The organism is Scandinavium tedordense, assembly GCF_024764965.1.
GTDB classification, from domain to species: Bacteria; Pseudomonadota; Gammaproteobacteria; order Enterobacterales; family Enterobacteriaceae; genus Scandinavium; species Scandinavium tedordense.
In genome coordinates this window covers 64,395-84,705 of the sequence record NZ_JALIGG010000057.1, presented here as the reverse complement: position 1 = coordinate 84,705, position 20,311 = coordinate 64,395, and the positions used below count along the sequence as shown (strand labels likewise).

Here is a 20,311-nt window from a genome sequence, read left to right as displayed (position 1 = left end):
GGAAATATTTTTTCTCTTCTGGGTTAAGTTTTCCTTCGAATGTGTCGCCTGTTTGTTTGTGAAGAGCGAGGAAGACACACCCGGATGGTTAACAGGCTTGAGGTCAAAATGAAGATTGCCCCGATGTCAGTAGAGAACATGGCCGCTACAACGCAGTCAGGTTCTGGAACTAAATCGAAAAAAAACAATGATGTGGCAACGGTTGCTCCCCAGCAATCTGCCGATGAGCTGACCCAAAGCTCGCTGCATTCTGCACAGGTTGCACTGAACAACGACCCACAGGACGACGTGGATATGGACAGTGTTACCCAGATGCAGGCCGCGCTGGCTAACGGAAGCTTTACCGTCGATAACGATGAACTTGCAGCATCAATGCTGAGTTTCTTCAATTAAAGAGAGTTACCTGAAGTGAGTGACAAACTCGTCCTGGTTAAAGCATTACTGCGCGGCATCCGTCTCGATGAAGAGCAATACGGAAGCTTACGCCAGCTGCTCGAACAGCAAAGACTGTGCATGATCCGTCGCGACTGCGATGAATTACAAAGCGTTAATCACAAAATCGAACAGCACTACGCTGAGCTGAGCGAACAGTCCAGGGCACGCAGAAATGCCCTTCAGGCGCTGGGATTAACCGTCGACCGGAACGGTATCGAGACAGTTTTTAGCTGGCTGCCCACGCCGCAAAAAACGGCCGCGATGACCGCCTGGAAGCAGTTGGAAAATCAGGCCAGACGCTGCAAATCCTATAATGAAAAAAACGGTGAGTTGCTGATTCGCCAACAAGAATTTGCACAAACCTTTTTAGGTAACAAACCGGATTACCTCTACCATCCCTGATACGCCTTCCTGAGGTGGAAGCTACGTTTCCACCTCTGTCCCAGCTATTTTTAACTCATTGAATACTCACACATTAAAATTGGCATGAATATTGCGAAAGGTTCCCTGTACCTTAATTCATAATGCCGGTTAGTTGCAGAGAACGTTATGCCACAGATTGATTACCACCAACCCGAATTCGTTCGTCATTACCAGAGCCTGCCTGATACCAACTCTGAGCAGGTAATGGCCCTGAAGTGGTCACAGGAAACTCGCCTGAGTTTACGTCTGGACAACACCGTCACCTGCGGCGCGCTGCTGCAAAAGCCGGATGCCTTTGTGCTGCACAGTGAAAAGCGCGACACCAACGACAACGCCGAGGTGCTATCCCCGCGGGCGCGCCTGCTCAACCAGGCCTCCTTCGATATTTTGACCCTGCATCCTCTGTCAGCGGATATTCGCCTGTACGCCCTTGGCATTTTGCTCTCTTTCGCTGAGAAAACGCCTGGCGACAGCGATGAGACCCTCGCGCTACTGGCGACGCTGCCGGAGAAAATGCGTGAGCATTTACAGCAGGGTGCGCTGCAAGCCCAGTTCCAGCAAATGCCTTCCGTGCCTGCCTTACAGCGCAAGCTGATTTCCGGCCTCGCGGGACAGGAATTTAACTGGGATCTGCTGCCAGAAAGCCAGCGTAAACAGGTTCTGCCACTGCAAATCAGCCTGCTGGCATTACAGGATGCAAATAGCGAAGCGCTGCTGCAACAGCAGCTGGCCGATCTTTGGGAAACCTCCGCCTCTGCCAGTTTCGATACCCAGCCGTGGATGATGGAAAACTACCTGCTTTATCGTCTCTATCACGACGTTTTCCCATTCCACGAACATGATTCCGCCCTGGAACGTTATCTGCTGCTGAATGCCGATTTCTTCATGCTGAAATCGCTTTTCAGCCTGTGGGTAATGGATGGTTCTGCTTTGAGTGAAGATGAGATTGTTGCGCTGGTCGCGATGTTCGAACAATGGCGCCATACGCCAGCGGCGCAGGATTACTACCAGCTGCTTCTGGCCTCGCCTCCAGGTGGAGCACTGCTCAGCGCGTTCTCCCTGTTAGTCCGTTAACTTTCCCGTCGGGGCGAGTACCTCACGCCCCGGTGCTGCGAGCTTGATGAAAAACTGAATATGTCATTACCCCCGACCCTGAATAAAAGTCCGTTATCGATGGTGAAAACTCTGGATTCTGGGCGTGAACTGCCGTTTGTCAGTGTGGTCACTCCCACCTGGAATCGTGCCGCTTTTTTGCCGTATCTGTTGTATATGTTCCGCTACCAGGACTATCCGATGGACCGCCGCGAACTGGTTATCCTTGATGACTCACCGCAGAGCAATGAGAAGATCATTCATGCGCTGACCCAAGGTAAACCGGAGGCGTTTAACATTCGCTACGTCCATTCGCCGGAACGGCTGGATTTGGGACGCAAGCGCAACATGTTGAACGAGCTAGCACAGGGGGAATACATCGTCTGTATGGATGATGACGATTACTATCCTCGCGATAAAATCTCCTACACCATCGGTATGATGCAGCGCCACCGCGCGCTGATTTCAGGTTCCGATCAGATTGCCATCTGGTACAGCCACATTAACCGCATCTTTAAAACGCACTCGTTTGGCGAAAATCACATCCTCAACGGGACGTTCTGTTATCACCGTAATTACCTGAAAAAGCACCGTTATGACGATGACTGCAATCTGGCGGAAGAAAAAGGCTTCACCAACAACTTCACGGTGAAACCGCTGCAACTGCCTGCCGAACGCACGATCCTGTGTGTCTCTCACAGCCAAAACACCTTTGATAAAGATTTTGTCCTCGGTAGCAGCCAGGCCATGGAGACGACGCTGGATGAGTGGGTCAGCGACCCGATGCTCAAAACCTGGTATCACAGTTTGCATAATGCAGCACACGGGCAGAGCCTCAACTGGAGCCACGTCGATCAGTTTGTGGTAATCAATCTTGATAAGCGTGAAGACCGTTTGCAGCACATTCGAAACGAGCTAAGCCTGCTCGGCGTACCGGCGGAGAAAATCACCCGTCTGAGTGCCGTGGAAGAGAGACATGGCGAGAGTGGACGCCGCCAGTCGCACCTGCGGGCGCTTCAAATGGCGCAGGAGAAAGGCTGGAAAAACTATCTGCTGCTCGAAGATGACGCCGTCATTCTGAAGCAGGAAAAACATATTCAGGCGCTGAAAAAACTGCTGAATGCCTTACCGGTCCTGCCGTGGGAAGTGATTTTGCTGGGTGCCAACGTCCAGACCGGCAGCGAGCTGAAGAGCTTTGATAACCTGGTACGCGCCAGCAGCTGCGATCATATCTGCGCCTATCTGGTTAACGGCCCTTCTTACGCCACGCTGCTGCGTCAGATGCAGGAAGACCTTTCCATCACCCTCGAAGAACAGTGGCAGCCGCTGCTTCGCCAGGGAAAATGGCTGGCCTTTTATCCAAGTGTTGCTTACCAGAAGCCTGGCATCAGTGACATTACCGGCGAATACAGCGACATGACTCAGCACTATTTTAGCCGCCTGCCGCGTAATACCGACAGCATGACAAAAACCGCGCCAGCTGAACAAATGCTCAGTAAGACCATTGGCTTCTTTATGGAAACGGCTTTCCATTACCAGGTCTATAAACCGCTGCTGGAGGTGCTGCTGGCTCAGGGCTATCAGTGCGAATTATTAATCAACGACCGGACGCCAAAGGAATTTATTCACGAGATGCAGGACTGCCTGTCATCGCTGGGTAACACTCAGCTGCGCGGCAGCTTGCTGTCGAAAGTGGCCGAGCGTCGGCAGAAATATGGTTGCCTTGTCAGCCCTTATTATTCGCCGGTAATAAACGGCCTGGCCGAGGTTCACGTGCGCGCCATGTACGGCCTGGCAAAAGAGGAATGGAACCACGCCTGGTGGAACACGTTCTATCAGCACATTCTTTGCTACAGTCACCACTCACAGCAGGCGCTGAACATTAACGGCAGCGCAGTTCTTGTCGGTAATCCCCGCTTCGATGCCTGGCACAATCAGCTGTTCGAACGGGAGCTCCCGGCATCGCTCCGAATCGATCCGGCGAAGCCCACGCTGCTGTATGCCCCGACCTATGGTGCTCTCAGCTCGATCCCACACTGGGCGGAGAAGCTGCATAACCTTAGCCATCAGTACAATGTGATTACCAAACTCCATCACGCCACGCTGTGCCGCGCGGAAGAGAAATCCTCTCTGAGCCTGGTCAAACGGTATCTGAAACGTTATGTCAGCGAACATCAGCACACCCTGGCCCTGCTGGAAAAAGCAGACTTCGTGATAACCGACAACAGTGGCTTCATCTTCGATGCCATTCATGCCGGGAAGCGCACTATCCTGCTGAACTGGGAAGGAATGGACGAGCTATTAAAAGACGGGGCCAGCTATTCCACGGCCAACAGCGCAGATCAAAAGATTCGGGAAATCTTGCCCAATGCGGGAAATATCGAAACGCTGGTAACTTTGCTGAAAGCAGAAACGCGCTGGTCTGCAATGGATAAGGCGATGCAGGAATGTCGGGAATATTATTGCGATGCGTTCCTCGATGGCCAGGCGGCAGCCCGTGCGGCGAAAGTGATAACTAACGCGCTTGAGCAATCATCGACGTCTGGACATAACACCCTGTTAGCCAGCATTCAAAAGAAATTATTTAGCTAAAAATAACGCCCTTCAATGCAGAATGAAGGGCGTTATTATTACGCGTCGGTTTCGCTATTCTCGTCTACATCAGGCTCGAAAACTTCGTCATCTGCATATTTTTCGAGGAACATTTCTTTTGTTATCGGGCGCGAGAATAAATACCCTTGTCCAAGCGACACATTCTCTTTCAGCAGGAATGAAACCTGCTGTAAAGTTTCAATCCCTTCCGCAATCACTTTAATATTATTACGGTGAGCTTCAAGAATAATTTCCCGGGTTTCATTCAGGCGGCTTTTGGCCATCAAACGGCGATCCAGCTTAATATAGTCAGCTTGCCATGCATTATTTTTAAGCTCCAGCATTAACAAACTATAAATATCACCCCAGGCAATAGTAAAGCCATGCTCTTTGAGCGTTCTCAGATTAGCAATCATCTGTTGAGTCAGAATGGCATCTTCACCCGTTATCTCCAGAATAATCTGTGGCGGAGAAATGGAGTAACGTGCCGCCTGCGCAATCACTAGCTCAGAATAGTCAGCCCGCAATAACTCTGTTTTAGAGATATTGATGTTATAGAGCCTGTCGTCATCGGTCTCAGGGAAGTAGCGGTTGATGTACTCGAATGACTCGTTGACCAGGTAGTGCCCGAGGTTAACGATGCCAGTGCCATGGCGCTCAAGGCTCGCGATAAACCGGAACGGAAGAATAGTTTCCCGCAGGTATTGCCCACGAATGAGGATTTCTCCGCCGGTACATTTGAACAACGAGAGATCAAACAGCGGCTGGAACCAAATATCAACAGGGTAAGGCTTCTGATTGTTAGATATTCGTTTGATAATGATGTCAGATATTATTTTTTCGCGGGATTCGTTCATTATATAAAATTTCGCTGCGGGAATATTCTTAGTGTGGAAAGATAAATTGATTATGCTGAAATACTAAACTTAATGCCATGGGAGCGCAAGTTTTAAACTCACTGTAAGTGTAAGGGAGATAAGATGGGTATATTTCGCCATCGGTAAAATTTATTTTAAATAAACCTCACCATTGACAAACATTGATATTAAGACGGTCTTAATAAAAAGGAGGGATAACACTATGTAGTAAGACGCCCCGATCATTCGGGACGTCCGGAAAATCAATTACTGTGATGCGTTCTCAATTGACGCCTTCTTCAGACCTTCATTTACCCAGGCCATAAAGATGAGATAGCCAATAGACAGCAGCGTTGCGCCGATGAACATCCCCAGAATACCGTTGGTCGCCATGCCGCCCAGCGCGCCGAGCAGTACGACAGGCATTGGCACATCAACGCCACGGCCCAGTAGTATTGGCTTAAGCACGTTGTCGACCATGCCTGCCACAATCAACAGCACGGTATAAACAACATTCATTGCTGTACCGTGGTCACCCGTCAACCACATGATGGCGATTGCCGGCAAACTCACCAGCAGAACCGGAACCTGTGCAATACCGAGGATAAGCGCAGCAACGAAGAAGATACCTACCGCCGGAATGCCGGCCAGCGCCATGATAATACCTACCAGCAAAGACTGAATCAGTGCCACACCAATGACACCCTGAGCAACAGCACGAATCGTACCGGTACAGAGTTTGATCAGTTCAACACCTTTTCTTTCATCGGTGATGCGCATCGCGATACGCGTCGCGCTATTAGCCCCTGCGCTACCCATGGCCATCATGATGCCCGCAGCGATAAAGGAAATAATGAATCCGAACAGACCGCCACCCATACTTGCCAGTACCGCAAGCACCAGCTTGGCCGCGTGGGCAACTTGAGTGTGGTACGTGCTGATGAGGCCAGGTAAATCTGTCGACGCTTTTAACCATAAAGCGTAAATCTTGTCGCCGATCACAGGAATAGTCCCGATACTTGGTTTTGGTGGTGGAATAACCAAGTGAGTTTGGGAAGCTTGTGCAATCAGAGTCGTGGCGCTTTCGCCCAAAGACGTGACCATGATAATGGTCGGCACGACAATGAGCAGTATGCCAAGCAGCACCAGAATGACGGAGGCCCAACCCTGCTTACCCCCCAGACGTTTAGCAAAATACTGATGCAGCGGATACAGCGTCACTGCCAGAATCAGCCCCCACATAATGACATTGAGGAAGGGGGAGAAAACGGTAAAACAGAAAGAAGCCAGCGCCAGGATAAGTCCAAACTTAATGAACATATCCAGAAATCTGGTTACGAGTCTTCTTTCAATGGTAATTAAATCATTACTTTCCATAAGGGGTTCTTCCAGTGGCAATTGATATTCATCGCCTGCTTGGCGAGTGAAAAACGAATTATTATAGTGGAGTGGTGGAAGCAATAAATCCAGAAAGTTATTTAAAAATAAAAAAACACTTCATGAAATGAGTGGTGAATTCCACCAGCGAATACTTTCCCTTTATAAAAACAAAGCGCCATCCGATGAAGGATAGCGCTTAGGTGACTGCCAGAATGCCTTGTGTTAAGGAACCTGGAGAATCAGTTGTGTCCAGTAACAGCTGCTGCGGCAACAGGGTTGTCAGAACCCGCAACTACTGCTGTGCGCGCGACAGGATGCGAGCCGCCAGAGGTTGCTACTGCCATCTCAGCTGGATGGTCAGAAGACACAACTGCTGCTCCGCGGGCAACAGAGTGTTCGCCGTTACCGCCAGTCGCTGCAGTCATTGCGACAGGATGGTCAGATGATGCCACGGCGGTTGTTCTTGCGATCGGGTGATTACCTGCAAAAGCAGAGAGGCTCACGGTAGCAAATGTTAAAGCCAGAATAATTTTTTTCATAATATTACCTCTGATAAACAAAATATAAATGAGGGCCTGGAGCGATAATCGACATCCCAGTCAGAAACCAATACGCAGCCAAAACTCACCAAAGGAATTAATTCCGCAGAACCTTCCATCCGTTTTTATAAAGGAAATGCACAGATGAAAACAGATTATTTTTGTTTTAATTTGGACTTTACCAATAAGTTAATTTTAAATTCCCATCATTTTTTGCCCATTGATTGAAAAAGACTTAAAGGCCGGAATGTATCAATTTGGTTCTACAACACAAGTAGGCGTTGACCCAGACTGCTGTAACGAAGAAGCGCGGGGGAAACATCCAACAGGTATGTCGCTGCCTGTCGCTCACGCGCCGTGCATTTTACGCCCGGAGTGGTCAGCCAGCCCTCAGAGCCGATGTGCTTATGCTGCATGCGGCGGCTAAACATATTCATGCTGAAATGAATGCTATATATGACAGTCGGCGCATGTGTATTGCGTTGCGCGAATAAGGTTTTAACGTTGGCCGATACCGTGTCCGCTTTAATTGACCATTATTCCCGCGCCTCGGTATCGGATATTAATTAGTGAGGAGGGCATATTCAGGGCTGTCCATTTGCGGAAAAGTCATCTCAGGCAGTCCGGCAATCGGACGGTACATTCCGACCACATCCCCAATGATTAACAGGGCCGGCGACTCGACATGCTCTTGCGCAATGATTTCTCCTAATGCATCCAGGGTGCTCGTCAGCACACGCTGCTGTGGCTGCGTCCCGCGTTCAATCACCGCCACGGGCGTTGAGCCAGGTAATCCATGAGCGATCAATCGCTGACTGAGCACAGGACTGGTGGCGATGCCCATATAAAATACCAGCGTCTGGCGCGCCGCCGCCAATACAGACCAGTCAACGTCCGGCTCCCCATCGGGGCCATGACCAGTGACAAACCTGACAGACTGCGCCAGATGTCGGTGGGTGAGTGGAATACCACTGGCGGCAGCACACCCCATCGCTGCCGTAATACCGGGCACAATGTGACACACAATACCCTGCTGTTGGCAGTAGGCCATCTCTTCCCCACCCCGCCCAAAGATGAACGGATCACCGCCTTTCAGACGCACCACTCGATGCCCCACCAGCGCAAGATCAACCAACAACAGATTGATTTCGTTCTGCCCAAGGCGATGATTACAGGGTGATTTTCCGGCATCGATCTGCAATGCATTGTCCGGTATAAGCGCCAGCACCGCATCAGACACCAGTCGGTCATAGACCACGACATCCGCCTGCTGAATGACGCGCAGCGCTTTTAGGGTCAAAAGTTCAACATCCCCCGGCCCCGCCCCCACCAGCCAGACCTCTCCCCGGAACACCGGACTGCGTTGGTTTGCCAGAGTTATCATTTGCGCTATCGGTAACATGTCGCGAGTATTCATTGATGTTCCCCTGTCGTCAGCGTGGCCATATGGCCGGCAATAATCTTTTTAAGTTCAGGAATGCATGAGCCACAGTTGGTGCCACATTTCAGCTTGGCGCCAAGCTGCTGTGCACTGCTGCACCCTTGTCGAACGGCTTCGACAATCTGTGTTTCACCCACAGCAAAGCAACTGCAAATCATCGCGCCTGTCGGGGGTTTATCGCTTCCGGCGATCCCTGCCAAGAGGGCCAGACGTTGTTGTGCGGTATCAGGTGCCTGCATGAACGCAGACAGTACCGCCTGTCGGTCCGGTAATAACGGCTTGCGGCGCGCGTAAAATGCCAGCTGCAGTTCACCCTGCTCCCAGACAAGCAGATTGAATCCGTCATCGCCCATACGCGCGACCTGACATATTTTGCCGTCCGTTGAGTAATGCTCATTCAGCCACGCCATCCAGTCGTCAGGGAGCGATGAGTCGGCCAGCGTAAAATGCGTCACGCCAGGTTGGGTAATTAGGCTCCAGTACGCGGTGGCGGGCAGCATGATACCGTCACCCCGAATAAACAATTCAGCATGCCATGCCGCTTTCCATTGCAGGAGCTTGACCGGCATATGTTTGCTTTCAGGCTGACCTGACAGGGGATCAGTCAGAGGGGCAATCAGTGCGTCCACTCTGGCTTGCTGGCTGAATCGACTGCTCCAGTGGATCGGCACAAAAATGCTGCCTCGCGGCTGAAGATTATCGGGTTGTGCGCGCAGGAGCAGCCAGCCGTAGGCTGAGGAAATACGTACCAAATCGCCACGCGTCACGCCTGGTGCATCATCCGGGTGAAACTGACAATACGGCTCGCTGATATGCTGCATCAGACGCACTGATTTCCCGGTGCGCGTCATCGTATGCCACTGGTCACGGACTCTGCCGCTGTTCATCAACAACGGATATGCCGCTGTCGGTTGATTGGCTGGCAGCCCAGGCGTGATGGCGACCAGTCGTGCTTTACCGTCGGCGTGAAAGAAGGTTTTATCGGTGAAAAGACGAGGTGTGCCCTGTGGGCTGGCGGCATTCACCGGCCACTGTATCGGCTGCAGTGCATCCCATTGTTGATTGGACAATTGTGCCAACCCACTGATATCGAACGCACGTTGCCCTGCGTTCTCAAAACCGGACAGCGCCGCGTGCTCGCGGAAAATTTCGGCCGGATGCTGCCAGGCAAACGCGTCCGCATAACCCAGCCGCTGCGCGACCTGGCTAAGGATCCACCAGTCTGGTTTAGCCTCTCCCGGTGTGGGCAAAAATGCACGCTGACGTGAAATACAGCGCTCCGAATTCGTCACCGTGCCATTTTTTTCCCCCCAGCCCTGCGCAGGCAGCAGGATATGTGCCGCGCGGGTGGTGTCGGTTTCACGCATAATGTCAGAGACAATAACCAATGGACAGCGGGCGAGACCGGCACGCACACGGTCGGCATCAGGCAGTGACACCAACGGGTTGGTACCCATAATCCATACCGCTTTGATTTCTCCGCTCTCAATCGCACGAAACAGGTCTATCGCATTAAGTCCCGCAGATTGCGCGACCGTGGTGCTTTGCCAGAAACGCCCGACCCGATCAATCTCTGCAGGCGTGAAGCCCATATGACACGCCAGTTGATTCGCCAGGCCCCCTACTTCACGTCCACCCATAGCATTCGGCTGGCCCGTTATCGAAAAGGGTCCGCAACCTTCGCGTCCGATCTGGCCAGTTGCCAGATGCAGATTGATGATAGCGTTGCATTTGTCCACCCCGGAACTGGATTGATTGATCCCCATTGAATACAACGTGACCAGTCGTGGGCTGTTGGCAAGCATCTGATAAAACGATTGCAGCTGTGACACCGACAATCCGCAAAAATCAGCCGTCGCATCGAGCGTCCATGCTTTTGCCGCCAGTAAGGTCTCTTCGGCTCCCTGTGTGTGTTGGCGCAAAAATTCGGCATCCAGTTTTCCACACTCGGCCATGGCGTTCAGCGCCCCAGAGAACAGGCCCGCATCGCTGCCGGGACGCAATGCCAAATGCAAGTCGGCAATGTCACAGGTTGCCGTATTACGCGGATCGATAACGATGATCCGCATTTCCGGGCGCTCGGTTTTAGCTTTCACCAGCCGTTGATACACTACCGGATGCGCCCAGGCGGTATTGGACCCGGTCAGGATCACGCAGTCCGCCAACGTTAGATCCTGATAATTACAGGGCACCGCATCGGCACCAAAAGCTCGCTTGTAGCCCACGACGGCGGAGGCCATGCAGAGCCGCGAGTTGGTATCCATATTGCCCGCGCCGATAAATCCCTTCATCAGCTTATTGGCGACGTAATAATCCTCGGTCAGTAGCTGGCCGGAGCCGTAGAATGCAACCGCCTGCGGTCCATGTTCGGAGATAACGGCCTGCAATCCCTGCGCAACGGCATCTAATGCCTGATGCCAGCTCACCGGTTGATGGTTTATTTCCGGCTGTAACAGGCGGCCCTGCAGATCCAATGTTTCGCCTAATGCGCTGCCTTTCACGCACAACCGCCCGTGGTTCGCCGGGTGATGGCGGTCTCCCGTGGCGATAAAGCCGTGATCCTGCATCTGCATATTGACGCCGCATCCCACGCCACAGTAGGCGCAGGTGGTTTTAACGACCGGGGACTCTGCTTTCATAGGCTGACCGTCTCAATGATTTTGGCCGACGCAATACTCTGTGCATGCGCCTGAACCCAGATGCGGCCTCCTTCCACTTTCACCGGCCAGGTTTGCAGCGCCAGCGGCGAATTATCCAGGCTGTGCCCATCCTGTAAACGGAAGCGTTGTTTATAGAGCGGGGAAATCACCACCGGTTCGCCGTCAACATCGCCCACCAGGCCACGCGCCAGCACGTTAGCGTCGCTGTCTGGTTCATGATTGCTCAGGGCAAAAACCTGCTGCGGGTGGTCCGGCAGATAGAACAGCGCAATCTGCTGGTTTGCCAGCCGCGCGGCCATGCCGGCATTCTCTGGTATGGCACTCAGGTCGCACACATCAACCCACCCCTGCACGGCAGAACTCGCGTTCTCCCCACTCGCAGCAGGTCGCATGGCGCGCTCCTGGTGTGTGGCAGGCCGCAGCTGATGGCGCTCAGAGATCATCACCACACCTTCGTCTGGTTCAGGGCTGTTCACAAAAGGTGTGAACAGAGCCAGTCGGTCAGGAGATGCCAGGGTGGTCTGCCATTCACATTGATACGTCGCCACCACCGCATTCATTTCGCTGTCCAGTTCATCGCCGATATGCAGGCTGTCTTCCAGCACGACCTGGCGCAAGTACGCCATGCCTCCTTCGAGATTATCCATCCAGGTGCTGGTACGTTGCAGTCGATCGGCCGTGCGGATATAGAACATCAGAAAACGGTCAACGGTGCGGATCAGGGCTTCGGTGCTCATATCCTGAGCCAGCAGATCAGCATGACGTGGTTTCATTCCCCCGTTACCGCAGACATACAGATTCCAGCCCTTTTCGGTGGCAATAACCCCCACATCTTTGCTCTGGGCTTCGGCGCATTCCCGGGTGCATCCCGACACCGCCATTTTGATTTTATGAGGTGAGCGTAGCCCTTTATAGCGGTGCTCCAATTGCAGGGCGAGAGAAGTTGAATCTTGTACGCCGTAGCGACACCAGCTGGAGCCAACGCAGGATTTCACCGTCCGCAGAGATTTACCGTAGGCATGACCGGTTTCGAATCCCGCATCCACCAGTTGCTGCCAGATTTCCGGCAAGTGCTCCAGACGCGCACCGAACAAGTCGATACGCTGACCACCGGTAATTTTGGTGTACAGGTTATAGCGCCTGGCCATCTGGCCGATGGCAATAAGTCCCTCAGGGGTGATCTCCCCGGCAGGAACGCGTGGCACCACGGAATAGGTCCCGTCTTTCTGAATATTGGCAAAATAACGATCGTTGGTGTCCTGTAACGGTAGATGCTGCGGTTTCAGCAGATACTCGTTCCAGCACGAAGCCAGAACCGAACCGACCAGGGGCTTACAGATTTCACACCCACTGCCGCTCCCGTGTTTGGCAATCAATTCAGCAAAGGTGCGGATATTGCCGATGCGAACTAAGTGATAGATCTCCTGACGCGAATACGCAAAATGCTCGCAGATGTCTTTTCTCACCTCGACACCCATTCCGGACAGCGCAAACTCCATCACTTGTTTGGTCAACGCTGCGCAACCCCCGCATCCCGTCGCCGCTTTGGTACATGATTTTATCGCCGCCATATCGTGGCAGTTATTCTGCACGGCATCACAGATATCGCCCTTACTGACGTTGTGGCAGGAGCAAATTTGCGCACTGTCTGGCAACGCGGCAATACCCAGCGCCGGTTTATCTGCGCCCGATCCTGCAGGCAAAATCAGGGTTTCAGGTTTGGCAGGCAGTGGCATGTCGTTGAGCATCATCTGCAACAACGTGCTGTATTCGGTGCTGTCCCCCACCAGCACCGCCCCCAACAGACGTTTGCGGTCCTGCGATACCACAATTTTCTTATACACTTCCGCCGGACCGTCAACCCAGCTGTAACTCTGGCTGCCCGGCGTACGACCATGCGCATCACCGACAGAGGCCACCTCGACACCCAGCAATTTAAGTTTGGTGCTCATATCTGCGCCTTTAAACGCCACGTCGCTGCCCGTCAGGGTGTCTGCCAGTGTCCGGGCCATTTGATAACCCGGCGCGACCAGACCAAAAATCTGACCGTTCCACAGCGCGCATTCGCCTATTGCATAGATGGCCGGATCAGAGGTCTGACACTGATCGTTAATCACAATGCCACCACGCGGCCCCACCTCAAGCCCGCTCGCTTTGGCAAGTTGATCGCGCGGGCGGATGCCGGCAGAGAACAACACCAAATCGGTTTCCAGGTGGCTGCCATCGGCAAACTCCATACGATAAGGGCTGCTTTCGCCCGCGACGATAGCGCGAGTTTCTTTTCCGGTATGTACCTTCACATCCAGCGCTTCAATTTTATGGCGCAGCATCTGGGCCCCGCCTTCATCAAGCTGAACCCCCATCAACCGTGGAGCGAACTCCACGACATGAGTCGCCAGTCCTAACTGTTTCAGCGCATTGGCCGCCTCCAGCCCCAGCAGTCCTCCGCCGACAACCACACCGGTTTTCCCGTTTGCCGCGCAGGCCTGAATGGCCGCGAGGTCGTCAAGAGTGCGATAAACCAGACAACCCGGCGCATCGTTACCCGGGATCGGGGGCACAAACGGATACGATCCTGTCGCCAGCACCAGTAAATCGTAGGCGGTCTGTCGCCCCTGATGATCGACAACAAAGCGATGCTTCGTATCAATGTGTCCGATGCAATGTCCCAGACGCAGTTCAATACCACTGGATGCAAAGAATCCCTCTTCCACCATCGAGAGTGATTCCGCCGTACGGCCGGAGAAGTACTCGGACAAATGGACACGGTCGTAAGCGGGCGATGTCTCCTCGGCAAAGACAATCACCTGATATTGCAGATGCAACTCACGCTCGACCAGTTGCTCTAAAAAATGATGACCAACCATGCCATGTCCGGCCATAACCAATACGGGTTTCGACATTGAATGACTCCTCGTCACCTCGACGGGCAACGGTTCTGAATTAACAGGCTGAAAGCCAGATATCCCCGGTTCATCACCGGGACTGAAGACGCTGAATGGCGCCTGTTGAACAGAGGGATTGCTGATGCGCAACAGATAGTCCGGGCCGTCACTGATATCGCCCCACAACAACACGCCTTTCAATTGGTTATCGGCAAGCACCAGACGGCGGTAATGCCCATCAAACGGGTCAAAGGTGGTGTGGATCTGTGCGCCTTCGTCGCTGTGCAGTTCACCAGCACAGAACAAATCGATCCCGGTCACTTTGAGACGCAGCGGTACATTCTGGACATCGAACGATGCGGCCTTATCGACGCCAGCCAGCCGCAACGCCACCACTTCTGCCTGCTGCCAGCACGGCGCCACCAGGCCAAAATTCAGTTCACCCAACTGGCAACATTCGCCGATTGCCGAAATATCGGGATCAGAGGTTTGCAGGTGATGGTTCACCAGAATGCCGCGCCCACACGACAACCCCGCGTCCTGCGCCAGCGCGATTTCCGGCCGGACACCCACCGCGATAACCACGCGCTCGGCCGCGATTTCGCATCCATCCCGCAGTTTCACCGCACTGACATTGCCAATAGCATCAGCGGCGAAGGAGACGGTTTCGGCCTGTAAAATGACGTTGATGCCCCGCAATGACAGTCTGGCGCGCAACAGCTCTCCGGCCTGAACATCAAGCTGTTGATCCATCAAATGCGTACCACGGTGCAGCAGGCTCACCTGCATCCCCCGTAATGCCAGTGCCGCAGCGGCTTCTACGCCCAGCACACCGCCACCGATCACCACCACCGCCTGGCCGGCGTAAGTCCCGCAGAGAATATTTTCAACATCCTGCTGCGTGCGAAAACCCTGAATCCCCGGCAATTCCACCCCGGGTAATGACGGAATAAAAGACCGTGAACCGGTGGCTATCACCAAATGGTCGTAAGGATAGATCTGCCCGTCCGCCGTGACGGTGCGAGCCAGACGATCGATCGCCGTCGCCGTTACGCCCGTAATTAATGTGACGTGGTGATGGGCATACCATTGCGCGTCGTGCGTCACTATCTGATCAACGTTTTTCTCACCGGACAGGACCGGCGTCAGTTGAATACGGTTGTATGCACTGTACTTTTCATCGCCAATCATCAGAATGCGATAGCCTTCAGGAGCGAGGTCAGACAAGTGTTCCACCAGTCGTATGCCTGCCATTCCATTGCCGATAACGATCAGAGTCGGTTTAGCCATGACGCTTATCTCCTCGCTGAATCAGGCCACAGCCTTGTGTTTTTCATAGAGAAAATGCAGCACCTGCTGGCGGTACTGATGGAACAAAGGTTCATTCGACAGCGCCAGACGATAGCGTGGGCGGGCCAGTTCAACCTGTAACACCTCCCCGACTTTTGCGGCGGGACCATTGGTCATCATCATCACCCGATCGGACAGCAGCACCGCTTCGTCAACGTCATGGGTTATCAGCAAAATGGTGGTTTTCAGCCGCGCCTGAATATCCATGACCGCATCCTGAAGATGGGCACGCGTTAATGCATCAAGCGCGCCAAAGGGTTCGTCCATGAGCAAGACTTTTGGTTTCATTGCCAGCGCACGGGCAATACCGACCCGCTGTTTCATGCCGCCGGAGATCGCGCCTGGACGCTTATCGGCCGCGTGCTCCATATGTACCAGTTCGAGGTTGTACAAAATCCAGTCGTGCATTTCGCTTTTACTCATCTGGTCTTTAAAGACCTGCTGAACCGCCAGTTCGACATTCTCAAAGGCGGTTAACCATGGCAGCAGCGAATGGTTCTGGAAGACCACACCACGCTCTGGCCCTGGCCCGGTAATTTCTTTGTTATCACACAGCAACACACCTTCCGTCGGACGACTCAACCCGGCAATCAGGTTCAGCAAGGTCGATTTTCCGCAACCTGAATGGCCAATCAGGCTGACCGTTTCACCCTCTGCAATATCAAAACTGACGTTATCGAGCGCCAGGAATGTCGTTTTGGCGGATGGGAAACGCTGACTGACGTTTTGCACGCTGATAATGGCTTTATCTTTTTTCATGTCAGGCTCCTGTATTGTCGTAACTTAAGCGGCGGGCTATCGCCATCAGCCCCTGCTCCAGCAGCATCCCTACCACTCCAATCAACAGAATGGCGATGATGATGTTTTCCACATTGAGGTTGTTCCATTCGTTCCAGATCCAAAAACCGATTCCCACACCCCCGGTCAGCATTTCAGCGGCGACAATAACTAACCACGCGATCCCGATAGACAATCGCACCCCGGTGAGGATGTACGGCAGCACCGCGGGAAACAGGATCTTGCGCATGACGGTGAATTCACTGAGCTTCAGCACGCGCGCCACGTTGAGGTAATCCTGTGGTATGCGCATCACGCCTTCTGCGGTATTGAGTATCATCGGCCAGATAGAGCAGATGAAAATGGTCCATGACGAGGCGGGTTCTGCGCGCTGGAACAGCAGCAGGCCAATTGGCAGCCACGCAAGGGGGCTGACCGGACGCAGCAATGAGATAATGGGATTGAACATTCGGGCGACAAAACTGAAACGTCCAATCAGAAAACCGGCCGGGATGCCAACCAACGCCGCCAGCCCAAAGCCGATGGCAACACGTTCAAGTGAGGCCAGCACATTCCAGCCAATCCCCATATCGTTTGGTCCGTCGATATAAAATGGATCCGCAAATATCACTTTCGCTGCTTCCCAGGTCTGAGCCGGGGTCGGAAAACCTTTACTGCTGATTGCGGCAATCTGCCAGACGGCAATCAGAACCAGAGCGCCCAACATCGCCGGGATCATTCTCTGTATCATCCGCCGGCAGACGGCCCTAAAACGGGTAACGGCTGGAGGCCTTGTCGCGACCGGTCCTGCGGTTTTGAGTGGAAGCACCTCGGCACTCACCGGCTCGGTCAGCGTGACCACGTTGGTTTTCGAATGCATCGACATCTGTAGCCTCTCTTAACGTTTCATCGCAAAACTGTTGGCATATTCAGCAGGGTTGCTGCCATCCCAGACTTTTCCGTCAATCAACGTACTGCTGCGCATGTCGCTGGAGGGTAAATTGATCCCCCCAACTGCGGTGGCGGCCTGCTTGTAGACGTCAATACGGTTGATCTTTTTGGCAATTCCCAAATAGTCAGGATCGCTGTCCAGTAATCCCCAGCGTTTATGCTGAGTCAGGAACCACATGCCATCGGAGAGATACGGATAATTGACCGCGCCATCGTTGAAGAAGCGCATGCGGTGCGCATCTTTCCACTTTTTCCCCAGACCATTTTCGTAATCGCCCAACATCCGACCCTCGATCGTCGCTACGGGGGTGTTGATATAGGCCCGCGCCGCCACGACCTGAGCGGTTTCAATACGGTTTGCGTCGGATGTGTCTATCCAGCGAGAGGCATCCAGCACCGCAGCAGTTAGCGCGCGGGCCGCATTCGGGTTCGCTGAAACCCAGGCTGAGGTCGTACCGAGAATTTTTTCCGGATGATCCGGCCAGATCTCCTGTGAGGTGACCGCCGTATAACCAATGTCATCCTGAATGGCGCGCTGATTCCAGGGCTCACCGACACAAAAACCGCTCATGTTGCCGATTTTCATGTTCATGACCATTTGCGGAGGGGGGACCACGACATTGCGTACATCGTTAAAAGGGTGAATCCCGGCATTCGCCAGCCAGTAGTTGAGCCACATGGCATGTGTGCCGGTCGGGAATGTTTGCGCGAAGGTATAGGTGCCTTTCTCGCTGGCATTGACCACTTTTTTCAGTGACGCTGCATCCGTGACACCCGCCTGTTTTAACTGGTTAGAGAGGGTGATGGCCTGCCCATTATTGTTGATCGACATCAGCATCGCCATCTCATGCTGTGGCCCTGAGACGCCAAGCTGTAAGCCATACAGCATTCCATAAAGGACATGCGCGGCATCAAGTTCGCCGGATACGAGCTTGTCACGCACCGACGCCCAGCTCGACTCCTTGCTCGGGATGATTTTAATCCCGTACTTCTCATCAAATTTCTTTACCGCCGCCATGACCACGGAGGAACAATCGGTCAAGGGAATGAACCCGACACGGATCGCTTTCTTCTCCGGTGCGTCCGACCCCGCGGCCCAGACGCTGTTCATAAAACCGGGGATGAGCATGCTGCCCCCCAGCACAGCACTCCCCGCAAGAAAGCGACGGCGGGATAATTGCCCCTGCATTTTTTTATCGTCTTGTGTCATTACGGCTTCCTGGTATGTTGAAAATGAACAAAAAAAAAGCGTCCAGTTAACGCTCAGTTTCCTGAACGCTAACGGACGCCTTTATCCGTAATCCTGACTAAACCGCCATTGGTTTAGTACTTATGTAATATGAACGATGCAGATTGTGTGCCAATCTTTGGCATTAAAACAAATCAGAGGCTTAGCCTTATGTCACTCTGCGAGGGCCTCTTTCGGTGCACCGCAACAGCACAGCGTGCACACCCTAATTGCACACGGAAGGTGCAACTATTGGCCTGCGTTACGCCCGTTTTTGCCTAACACCGCCGACACCGCCAGCATCGCATCGGCGATTTCTGATAGTTTCTTATTCTGGTTCATTGCCATCTCAAGCAGGGTTTTATGCGCCTGGGGTTCCGTTAAGCCATGATGTTGCATCAACAGGCCTTTGGCTCGCTCAATCAGTTTGCGCTCGGCCAGCATCACGCGAAGCCTTGAAAGTTCAGCATCCAGTGCCTGCAACTGGCGAGACTGCTGCTCGACGAGTTCAAGAACGGAACGGCTGAGCTGCGGCGGAAGGAGTGCGGAATAATGGCTCTCTGGCTGAGGCATTTTCTCGATATCCTGCAGCTGGAGTGCGAGAGAAGTCTGCGCCTCATGAATTCGCTGGCGACAGGACGCCATCAGGACATCTTCCAGGGTATCCTCCACCCTTTTCATGCCGTCAATGCGCGCGGTCGAGACGCTAAACCAGCGCAATGCCAGGTCAGTCGCCTCACCTTCCGGTGTGATCAGCGTGCAGGCAATACGCCTGAAACGTTCGAAATCACTGCTATCCTGGCCTCTTTGTTGCTGCCACAACGCCAGACTGCGGGCATCAGCAAACTCCGTGAATGTTTGAAAGCAGCGCTCCTGGCTGTCGATTAACCCTAAAAGTTGCTGGCGTGCTATATCGTCAAAATGCCGCGCCGCAAAACCAGCCGCAGCCGTGGCCCGCTCCTGACCGGCCAGCTCTTTACCCTGCATAAAACTGAACATAGCCAGTAATGCCCGAGATATTGACGGATCGCCGGAGATATCCGCCGTTTCGAATACCAGCGCCAAATGCGTGCGGATCACATCGTTGTACGCGCGCATGGCTTCTGGCTGGCTGATACTCAGGCCAAGAACCTGCTTACGTAACTGCGGTAAGGTACTGAGGCTATGCAAAACCGAGGCGATACGGCTGAACAACCGCGAGGCATTAACCATGTTCGGACCCGTAAGACCCTCTGACGTAAGCAACTGATTTATTGTCTTTTCTGCTACCTGAGCCTCCCGCGCCCGTTCACTCAGTGGCTCTCTCCAGGTTTCACCATGAGAGCATAAAAAAATGTTAGCCGTGCCCCGTTCACGTTGCAGTACGTGAATCATCTGACTCACAGCACCGACCAACTTGCCCAACTGTAAGAGTTGTTGCAGGCAGGCGATTTCACTTTTTTTCGACTCTTGTACGAAGCTGAGAGCGGAAAGGGTCATGGAAGAACCTGTTTTAGGAGTAGGTTCATGGGATAAGCAAAAAGTGTGCCGGAGACAGGAATAACCGCGTATCGATTCACCATGACAGGGTCAGCCCCGCGAGGTAGCCGGGGTAACACTCGCCAATGCATCGCAGGTGCCAGGAACAGTTTCATCTTGCACAGGTCAGTGCATATGAAAATAGCAAAAAAATAACGGTATAAAACCGCAGGGTTAACAGCG

Annotated in this window: 14 protein-coding genes; 4 read left to right on the top strand and 10 right to left on the bottom strand. The window is 53.2% G+C overall.

Going from position 1 to position 20,311, the window contains the following annotated elements; all coding sequences use genetic code 11:
• The first annotated feature begins 84 nt into the window (after nucleotides 1–84).
• From flgM to MUU46_RS16295, 4 genes are all read left to right on the top strand, one after another.
• Nucleotides 85–393 (top strand): flagellar biosynthesis anti-sigma factor FlgM, encoded by a 309-nt coding sequence (gene flgM / locus MUU46_RS16310; RefSeq protein WP_258966071.1) that lies wholly within the window; start codon nucleotides 85–87, stop codon nucleotides 391–393.
• A 15-nt stretch (nucleotides 394–408) separates the two neighbouring features.
• Nucleotides 409–837, top strand: coding sequence for a flagella synthesis protein FlgN (locus MUU46_RS16305; RefSeq protein WP_159754954.1), 429 nt, complete (start codon nucleotides 409–411; stop codon nucleotides 835–837).
• Nucleotides 838–984: 147 nt separating this feature from the next.
• Entirely contained in the window at nucleotides 985–1,932 is a 948-nt protein-coding gene (locus MUU46_RS16300) for a lysine-N-methylase (protein ID WP_258966070.1), read from the top strand.
• A 60-nt stretch (nucleotides 1,933–1,992) separates the two neighbouring features.
• Entirely contained in the window at nucleotides 1,993–4,542 is a 2,550-nt protein-coding gene (locus tag MUU46_RS16295) for a glycosyltransferase (protein WP_258966069.1), read from the top strand.
• Nucleotides 4,543–4,580: 38 nt separating this feature from the next.
• Here MUU46_RS16295 and MUU46_RS16290 read toward each other — a convergent pair whose 3' ends face one another.
• The 10 genes from MUU46_RS16290 to MUU46_RS16245 all read right to left on the bottom strand — a co-directional run bounded on the left by MUU46_RS16290 (nucleotide 4,581) and on the right by MUU46_RS16245 (nucleotide 20,089).
• Complete coding sequence (locus MUU46_RS16290) at nucleotides 4,581–5,399, bottom strand: EAL domain-containing protein (RefSeq protein WP_258966068.1); 819 nt, start codon at nucleotides 5,397–5,399, stop codon at nucleotides 4,581–4,583.
• A gap of 267 nt (nucleotides 5,400–5,666) precedes the next feature.
• On the bottom strand, nucleotides 5,667–6,776 hold the full coding sequence (locus tag MUU46_RS16285; RefSeq protein ID WP_309582943.1) for an AI-2E family transporter: 1,110 nt from the start codon (nucleotides 6,774–6,776) through the stop codon (nucleotides 5,667–5,669).
• Nucleotides 6,777–7,018: 242 nt separating this feature from the next.
• A complete protein-coding gene (locus MUU46_RS16280; protein WP_159754969.1) occupies nucleotides 7,019–7,318 on the bottom strand; it encodes a hypothetical protein in 300 nt (99 codons plus the stop codon).
• A gap of 562 nt (nucleotides 7,319–7,880) precedes the next feature.
• Nucleotides 7,881–8,735, bottom strand: coding sequence for a uroporphyrinogen-III C-methyltransferase (cobA, locus tag MUU46_RS16275; RefSeq protein ID WP_258966066.1), 855 nt, complete (start codon nucleotides 8,733–8,735; stop codon nucleotides 7,881–7,883).
• Nucleotides 8,732–11,398 (bottom strand): nitrate reductase, encoded by a 2,667-nt coding sequence (locus tag MUU46_RS16270; protein WP_258966065.1) that lies wholly within the window; start codon nucleotides 11,396–11,398, stop codon nucleotides 8,732–8,734. The genes cobA and MUU46_RS16270 overlap by 4 nt, the downstream gene beginning before the upstream one ends.
• Entirely contained in the window at nucleotides 11,395–15,594 is a 4,200-nt protein-coding gene (nirB, locus tag MUU46_RS16265; RefSeq protein WP_258966064.1) for a nitrite reductase large subunit NirB, read from the bottom strand. The genes MUU46_RS16270 and nirB overlap by 4 nt, the downstream gene beginning before the upstream one ends.
• Before the next feature lie 21 nt (nucleotides 15,595–15,615).
• On the bottom strand, nucleotides 15,616–16,413 hold the full coding sequence (locus tag MUU46_RS16260; protein WP_258966063.1) for an ABC transporter ATP-binding protein: 798 nt from the start codon (nucleotides 16,411–16,413) through the stop codon (nucleotides 15,616–15,618).
• A 1-nt stretch (nucleotide 16,414) separates the two neighbouring features.
• Nucleotides 16,415–17,317 (bottom strand): nitrate ABC transporter permease, encoded by a 903-nt coding sequence (ntrB, locus tag MUU46_RS16255; RefSeq protein WP_258966062.1) that lies wholly within the window; start codon nucleotides 17,315–17,317, stop codon nucleotides 16,415–16,417.
• Between the two features lie 12 nt (nucleotides 17,318–17,329).
• Nucleotides 17,330–18,592: a CmpA/NrtA family ABC transporter substrate-binding protein gene (locus MUU46_RS16250; RefSeq protein ID WP_258966061.1), complete on the bottom strand. Its 1,263-nt coding sequence runs from the start codon at nucleotides 18,590–18,592 to the stop codon at nucleotides 17,330–17,332.
• Nucleotides 18,593–18,859: 267 nt separating this feature from the next.
• Nucleotides 18,860–20,089, bottom strand: coding sequence for a nitrate regulatory protein (locus MUU46_RS16245; RefSeq protein ID WP_258966060.1), 1,230 nt, complete (start codon nucleotides 20,087–20,089; stop codon nucleotides 18,860–18,862).
• Nucleotides 20,090–20,311: the final 222 nt, after the last annotated feature.

What these genes read in the sequence shown, in the direction of transcription:
- MUU46_RS16285 (WP_309582943.1), bottom strand. Translation starts at nt 6,776, where the DNA reads ATGGAAAGTAATGATTTAATTACCATTGAAAGAAGACTCGTAACCAGA.
- MUU46_RS16295 (WP_258966069.1), top strand. Translation starts at nt 1,993, where the DNA reads ATGTCATTACCCCCGACCCTGAATAAAAGTCCGTTATCGATGGTGAAA.
- MUU46_RS16280 (WP_159754969.1), bottom strand. Translation starts at nt 7,318, where the DNA reads ATGAAAAAAATTATTCTGGCTTTAACATTTGCTACCGTGAGCCTCTCT.
- ntrB (WP_258966062.1), bottom strand. Translation starts at nt 17,317, where the DNA reads ATGTCGATGCATTCGAAAACCAACGTGGTCACGCTGACCGAGCCGGTG.
- flgM (WP_258966071.1), top strand. Translation starts at nt 85, where the DNA reads ATGGTTAACAGGCTTGAGGTCAAAATGAAGATTGCCCCGATGTCAGTA.
- MUU46_RS16250 (WP_258966061.1), bottom strand. Translation starts at nt 18,592, where the DNA reads ATGACACAAGACGATAAAAAAATGCAGGGGCAATTATCCCGCCGTCGC.
- MUU46_RS16290 (WP_258966068.1), bottom strand. Translation starts at nt 5,399, where the DNA reads ATGAACGAATCCCGCGAAAAAATAATATCTGACATCATTATCAAACGA.
- nirB (WP_258966064.1), bottom strand. Translation starts at nt 15,594, where the DNA reads ATGGCTAAACCGACTCTGATCGTTATCGGCAATGGAATGGCAGGCATA.
- MUU46_RS16260 (WP_258966063.1), bottom strand. Translation starts at nt 16,413, where the DNA reads ATGAAAAAAGATAAAGCCATTATCAGCGTGCAAAACGTCAGTCAGCGT.
- MUU46_RS16245 (WP_258966060.1), bottom strand. Translation starts at nt 20,089, where the DNA reads ATGACCCTTTCCGCTCTCAGCTTCGTACAAGAGTCGAAAAAAAGTGAA.
- MUU46_RS16300 (WP_258966070.1), top strand. Translation starts at nt 985, where the DNA reads ATGCCACAGATTGATTACCACCAACCCGAATTCGTTCGTCATTACCAG.
- MUU46_RS16270 (WP_258966065.1), bottom strand. Translation starts at nt 11,398, where the DNA reads ATGAAAGCAGAGTCCCCGGTCGTTAAAACCACCTGCGCCTACTGTGGC.
- cobA (WP_258966066.1), bottom strand. Translation starts at nt 8,735, where the DNA reads ATGAATACTCGCGACATGTTACCGATAGCGCAAATGATAACTCTGGCA.